Origin of the sequence: Moraxella sp. (assembly GCF_030525845.1) — a bacterium.
In the GTDB taxonomy this organism is placed as follows: domain Bacteria; phylum Pseudomonadota; class Gammaproteobacteria; order Pseudomonadales; family Moraxellaceae; genus Moraxella.
This window is the reverse complement of record NZ_JAUNDY010000040.1, coordinates 1-5,109: the sequence shown is the minus strand read 5'-3', so window position 1 is coordinate 5,109 and position 5,109 is coordinate 1. Positions and strand designations below refer to the sequence as shown.

General features: G+C 40.8%; 6 protein-coding genes and 1 pseudogene. 2 read left to right on the top strand and 5 right to left on the bottom strand.

The window, feature by feature from the left end; translation table 11 throughout:
• Window positions 1-52: 52 nt before the first annotated feature.
• The 3 genes and pseudogenes from Q4B79_RS09535 to Q4B79_RS09525 form a co-directional block, all read right to left on the bottom strand.
• Window positions 53-451 (bottom strand): FKBP-type peptidyl-prolyl cis-trans isomerase, encoded by a 399-nt coding sequence (locus Q4B79_RS09535; protein ID WP_303086183.1) that lies wholly within the window; start codon window positions 449-451, stop codon window positions 53-55.
• On the bottom strand, window positions 448-666 hold the full coding sequence (locus tag Q4B79_RS09530; RefSeq protein ID WP_303086182.1) for a DUF1653 domain-containing protein: 219 nt from the start codon (window positions 664-666) through the stop codon (window positions 448-450). The genes Q4B79_RS09535 and Q4B79_RS09530 overlap by 4 nt, the downstream gene beginning before the upstream one ends.
• Before the next feature lie 8 nt (window positions 667-674).
• Window positions 675-1,052: pseudogene (locus Q4B79_RS09525) on the bottom strand (helix-turn-helix domain-containing protein); the annotation flags it as partial.
• Window positions 1,053-1,318: 266 nt separating this feature from the next.
• Here Q4B79_RS09525 and Q4B79_RS09520 point away from each other — a divergent pair.
• On the top strand, window positions 1,319-2,290 hold the full coding sequence (locus tag Q4B79_RS09520) for a hypothetical protein (RefSeq protein WP_303086181.1): 972 nt from the start codon (window positions 1,319-1,321) through the stop codon (window positions 2,288-2,290).
• Between the two features lie 67 nt (window positions 2,291-2,357).
• Here Q4B79_RS09520 and tyrS read toward each other — a convergent pair whose 3' ends face one another.
• Both tyrS and Q4B79_RS09510 read right to left on the bottom strand, forming a co-directional pair.
• Window positions 2,358-3,563 carry a tyrosine--tRNA ligase gene (tyrS, locus tag Q4B79_RS09515; protein ID WP_303086180.1) on the bottom strand — a complete coding sequence of 402 codons (1,206 nt, stop codon included), beginning with the start codon at window positions 3,561-3,563 and terminating at the stop codon, window positions 2,358-2,360.
• Between the two features lie 106 nt (window positions 3,564-3,669).
• Entirely contained in the window at window positions 3,670-4,083 is a 414-nt protein-coding gene (locus Q4B79_RS09510; protein WP_303086179.1) for an adhesin, read from the bottom strand.
• A 269-nt stretch (window positions 4,084-4,352) separates the two neighbouring features.
• Between Q4B79_RS09510 and Q4B79_RS09505 the strand changes: the two genes are divergently transcribed.
• Window positions 4,353-5,109, top strand: a 757-nt coding sequence (locus tag Q4B79_RS09505) for an anhydro-N-acetylmuramic acid kinase (RefSeq protein ID WP_303086178.1), incomplete at its 3' end; no start/stop codon positions are given.

Here is a 5,109-nt window from a genome sequence, read left to right as displayed (position 1 = left end):
TTTTTGGGGGGATTTGGGAGAAAGTTTGTAAGTGGTTGGTTTTGTTGGGGATTTAGTCCCGAGTTTTGACTTCCAAAAGTTCAATCTCAAAGGTCAAATCTGAATTGGGTGGAATTTGTCCGACTGTTCGCTCGCCATAGGCAAGATGAGCAGGAACAATAAGCTGTCGTTTGCCACCAATTTTCATTGGGGAAAAGTCGGGCAATGTCATCTCAATGCCCCATTTGGCAAGGAATTTCGCTCCGATTTCACTGCCAAGCACGCCCAAATCCCAGCCTTTTATCACTCGCCCTGTGCCAATCACACATTCAAAGGGCTGTCCACGCTTATGTGAGCTATCAAATACCGTACCGTCCGCCAAATAGCCTGTATAATGGGCGGTGATCAACGCTCCGCGTTCGGCTTGCTTGCCATCGCCTACGACAAGGTCGGTAATGCTAAAATCGGTCATTGTAACTCCTTAATAAGCTCAAATCTAGGTAAGGTTTTGCCGTCAATTTCTACGCTTTCGCAAAACATCGCCAAAGGTCGTACCCATACGCCATAGTCGCCATACAAGGCACGATACACCACCAACCATTCTTGACTTTCAGAATGGCGGGCGGTGTGCAACATTTGGTAAAGGTTGCCCTTGTAGTGGCGGTAGATGCCTGTTTTTACGGTCATATTTTTATTCACTTGTTTTGACTTTCTTTCAATAAAACTATAACATCATTTAGAGCTTGAATTTGCTTGTCTTTTTCATTGATAATTTCATCTTTATTTGCCAATAATTGGACTTGGTGTTCCAATTGCAAATTAAGTTTTTCTATTTCTGATGATAATTTTTCATTGGCATTTAAGAAATAATTGGCGGTTGCATTACTTCCTGTATTATTTGGCAACTGAATAACCACATCACCGCTTTTATTTAATTCCAATAATTCCACAATGTCCATATTAAATATTTGGGCAATTTTTTCTAATTTTTCAAATTTTAATTGCGTTTCCCCACGCTCAATTTTTGCATAACCGCTCGTTGTCATATTTAACTGCTCCGCCATCGTTTCTTGTGTAAGATTTTGTTATTCTCTTACACAGCGAATATTGTCTTGAATGGTCATTTTAACCTACCTAAAATTTACTTTTTGTCCAAATTGGACAATAAATTGTCTAAACTGTTAATTTACAAATGTATTATAAATCATTACAATAAAAACGTAAAAAATAATTTTTCTTTTTTAAATTAAATTGGAGTTTATTATGGCTAGATATAGCGTACTTTTAAGATTTACAAAACCAAATAGCAGTGGTAGTAGTGCTACCAAATGGTTTACAGTTGAAGCTTCATCATCAAGTGGCGCAAAAAGTGAAGCATTATCGCAAGCAAGGTCACAAAACCCAGATTATCGATGGTCTGTTGCGGGCGAACCAAGACAACTCTAACTGCTATTGTATCAAAAAACAATCCAACCTCCAAACCAAAAATTTGGGGGTTATTTATAGGGAATATTATATGTTTTCCATTGAGAATTTAAAAGCAACTTATATCCAAAAAATTAAAAATTCTGATAGTATTTTGGATAAGGCAACAGGGGTTGCAGAAATTTCAGGCAAAGGTGCTGTCGCAGGCTTAACCACTTTGGTTCGCCATGTACCTAAAATGATATATGATAGCGTAACTCCTGAAAATCTAGCCAAACTTGATGAATATGCTGTCAAAACAAACATTTCTCGTTGTAAACAGGCTCTAAATAGAAGTGATTTAGACAGCGAACAAAAAGCTGGATTTAGAGCAAGTCTTGCCGAATACGAAGCAAGATTGCGTGAAATTGAGCAGCAAAAACGAGAAAAAGAAGAGCAAGAAAGACAGGCAGAAAAAGAAGAGCGTATCCAACGATTTCTTGATGGTGAAGACCAAGAGGATATTGAACGAGATATTGAAGAAAGAAAAAATCAGCCAAAAAGAATTGAGGGTTGGTTTCCCTCCTTGTCCAGTGAAAGGGTTGCAGAAAATGAACTTAAAGATATGAGAGAACAGGTGGGTAAATTAGAACAAACAATCGCAAACCAACAATCGCACATCTCCCAACTACAAAACAAACACAAAACCTTAATTGAGAACCACGAATTATCAAAAACCAAACCAGATAATGAAGAAGAAACAACGGTTCTTTTTTATAAAATTGAACAAAAATACAAAGAAATTGAAATAGCAAACAAAGAGTTAGAAAAGCTCAAAAAGGAAATAAGAAGTTTAAGAGAACGTATAGGTATTTATGTTGCCAATGGCGTGCAAGAGACGACATAAATATAAACTTCAATGAATTTTCCGTTACCTTGTGATGGCATAAGTAACGGAAAATCTATTTAGTGTCCTAGGCAACAGTTACTTTGGCAAACGCCTTCTTCCCTGCCTGTACCACAACCGTTTGCCCTTTTTCTACGGCAAAGTCCGCACCGACCACCGCTCCGTCCACTTTGACCGAGCCATTTTTTAGAGCGTCTTTGGCTTGTGCCGAATTTTTAACCAGTCCTGCTTGGTTTAATAGCTGGGCAATAAACAGTTTATCCCCATCAACGCTTAGTGTAACTTCTGGCAAATCAATTGGCAATTCTCCGTCCGCCAAGCGATTCCCTGCTGATTTATGGGCATTCTCCGCACTTTCTTTATCGTGGAATCGTTCAATCAATTCCAATGCCAAAATGCGTTTAATCTCTTGCGGATTGCGACCGTTTGCCATTTCATCAAGCAGGGCGTTCACTTCACTCATCGGCTTAAAACTCAAAAGCTCAAAATAACGACCAATCAGCGTGTCAGGCATTGACAAAATTTTCTGATACATCACACCCGCAGGTTCGGCAATGCCAATGTAGTTACCAAGCGATTTGGACATTTTTTGCACACCGTCCAAGCCTTCTAGTAGGGGCATCGTCAGGCACACTTGCGGTTCTTTACCATAACGCCCTTGCAGGGTACGCCCCATCAGCACATTAAAGGTCTGGTCAGTTCCGCCAATCTCCACATCAGCGTCCATCGCCACGCTGTCGTAGCCTTGTACAAGGGGGTATAAAAATTCGTGAATGGCAATCGGGGTCTCGTTTTTGTAGCGTTTGGAAAAGTCGTCCCGTTCTAGCATTCGTGAGACGGTAAGCTGGCTGGCAAGCTGTATCATATCGCCTGCCGACATTTTGCCAAACCACTCGGAATTAAAGACGATTTTGGTTTTGTCTTTGTCTAGGATTTTAAAGACTTGCTCGGCATAGGTTTGGGCATTGGCTTTGACATCTTCTTCGGATAGGGGTGGACGGGTGGCGTTTTTACCAGATGGGTCGCCAATGCGAGCGGTATAATCGCCAATCAAAAACAAGACTTCGTGTCCCAAGTCTTGAAAATGACGCAGTTTGTTTAGTACCACCGTATGCCCAAAATGTAGGTCAGGGGCGGTGGGGTCCATGCCCAGCTTGATACGCAAAGGGCGACCGAGGGCGAGTTTTTTTAATAAATCTTCTTCGGAATAAATTTCAACCACGCCACGCTTTAAAAGTTCAAGTTGTTCTTGGGGGGGTAAAAAATTAGACATTGTAAATACCTTTATCATAACAAAATAAAATCGCCCTATTCTAACACAAATTTTATAAAAAAATAAAAAATAGCCATACAATTGTATGGCTATTTTGGGGTAAAAATTAGTGAACTTTTTTTGAGGATTTAACTTGACAGTCTTTGTATAAAATGTTGCTGGCTGGGTCTTGAATGGTTGCAATACTGGTTTTATGATAGTTTGCCAAAGTCATCGCAGGTGTGCTTAGATTAAAATTATTGTCATTGCCAAACCATGTATCTACATTGTCTGAGTGAGCCAGATTGATTGGCATAAAACGAGTTTTGCCATTTAAAGTTGCCTGTGCGTAGGTAGGTTGGTTTTGTTTGTTGAAACCGTAGGTAACTTTGATGGACTTTTTGCCTTGGCATTGGTAGGTAACTTGGCGTTTGTTGACGGTGGACTCGTCCGCCTTGCGTGCATCCATCATGTCATCGGCGTGAGCAACCCCCATTGTCGCAACAAGGGCAAAAACAGAAGCGAGAAGTTTGATTTTCATAATGACACCTCTAAAAGTGAAAAATAACAAAAAATCAAGTTAAGTTTTTTAAAATGCTGTACTTGACTTAACTGATGATGGTATTATAGTTTAATTCAAACAAAATAGTATAACAATTTGGTAAAAAATTATTGCTAATTATAAGCATTTGGCATTCTTTGATTGTTTTTGAAATTTTTAGTTACAATTTAATCAGAAACTGGGTATTTGTGTTAAAGTTTATCAAAATATGCTACAATCTACGCCAATTTTAGCTAGGAACAATAACAATGACCGCCAATTTTGATGAGTTTTTAAACGAGATTTCCGCCCAATCCGACCTCCAATTTGATTTGGTGGACGACAGCCAAAATGGGCTTTATATTGGTATGATGAGTGGCACAAGCCTTGATGCACTTGATTTGGTGTTGTGCCAATTTGATGACACTGACGGTTTAAAGGTAAATTTGATTGCCACGCACAGTAAGGCTTTCCCAAAAGAACTTCATCAAATCCTAACTGCCCTTTGCACGCCAAGCGGCACGCACGCCCTAGCACAAGGCGAGTTTGAAAAGTTTAGCGAGCTAGACTTTTGGGGCTTGGCAAGTCGGCTCTATGGCGAGTTGTCAGCACAGGCGGTAACGGAACTCCTTGAAAAAGCTGGCATTTTGCCCGATGACATCATCGCCATTGGCATACACGGGCAGACCGTCCGCCACCGTCCTGAATGGCAGTTTAGTTTGCAACTACTTGACCCTAATGTTTTGGCAGAACGAACGGGCATTACGGTAGTGTCAGATTTTCGCAGACGAGATATGGCGGTAGGCGGTCAAGGAGCCCCCTTAGTGCCTGCCTTTCATCAGGCGGTATTTGGTGGGGAAACTGGGGCGAGAGTGATTTTAAATTTGGGCGGTATTGCCAACATCACCGTGCTAAATTCTGATTTGAGCGACACGGTCATCGGCTATGATACGGGCGTGGCAAATCTACTCATGGACGGCTGGACGGCTCGTCATTTGGGGCAAGCCTATGATAAAAATGGCGACT

What these genes read in the sequence shown, in the direction of transcription:
- Q4B79_RS09535 (WP_303086183.1), bottom strand. Translation starts at nt 451, where the DNA reads ATGACCGATTTTAGCATTACCGACCTTGTCGTAGGCGATGGCAAGCAA.
- Q4B79_RS09530 (WP_303086182.1), bottom strand. Translation starts at nt 666, where the DNA reads ATGACCGTAAAAACAGGCATCTACCGCCACTACAAGGGCAACCTTTAC.
- tyrS (WP_303086180.1), bottom strand. Translation starts at nt 3,563, where the DNA reads ATGTCTAATTTTTTACCCCCCCAAGAACAACTTGAACTTTTAAAGCGT.
- Q4B79_RS09510 (WP_303086179.1), bottom strand. Translation starts at nt 4,083, where the DNA reads ATGAAAATCAAACTTCTCGCTTCTGTTTTTGCCCTTGTTGCGACAATG.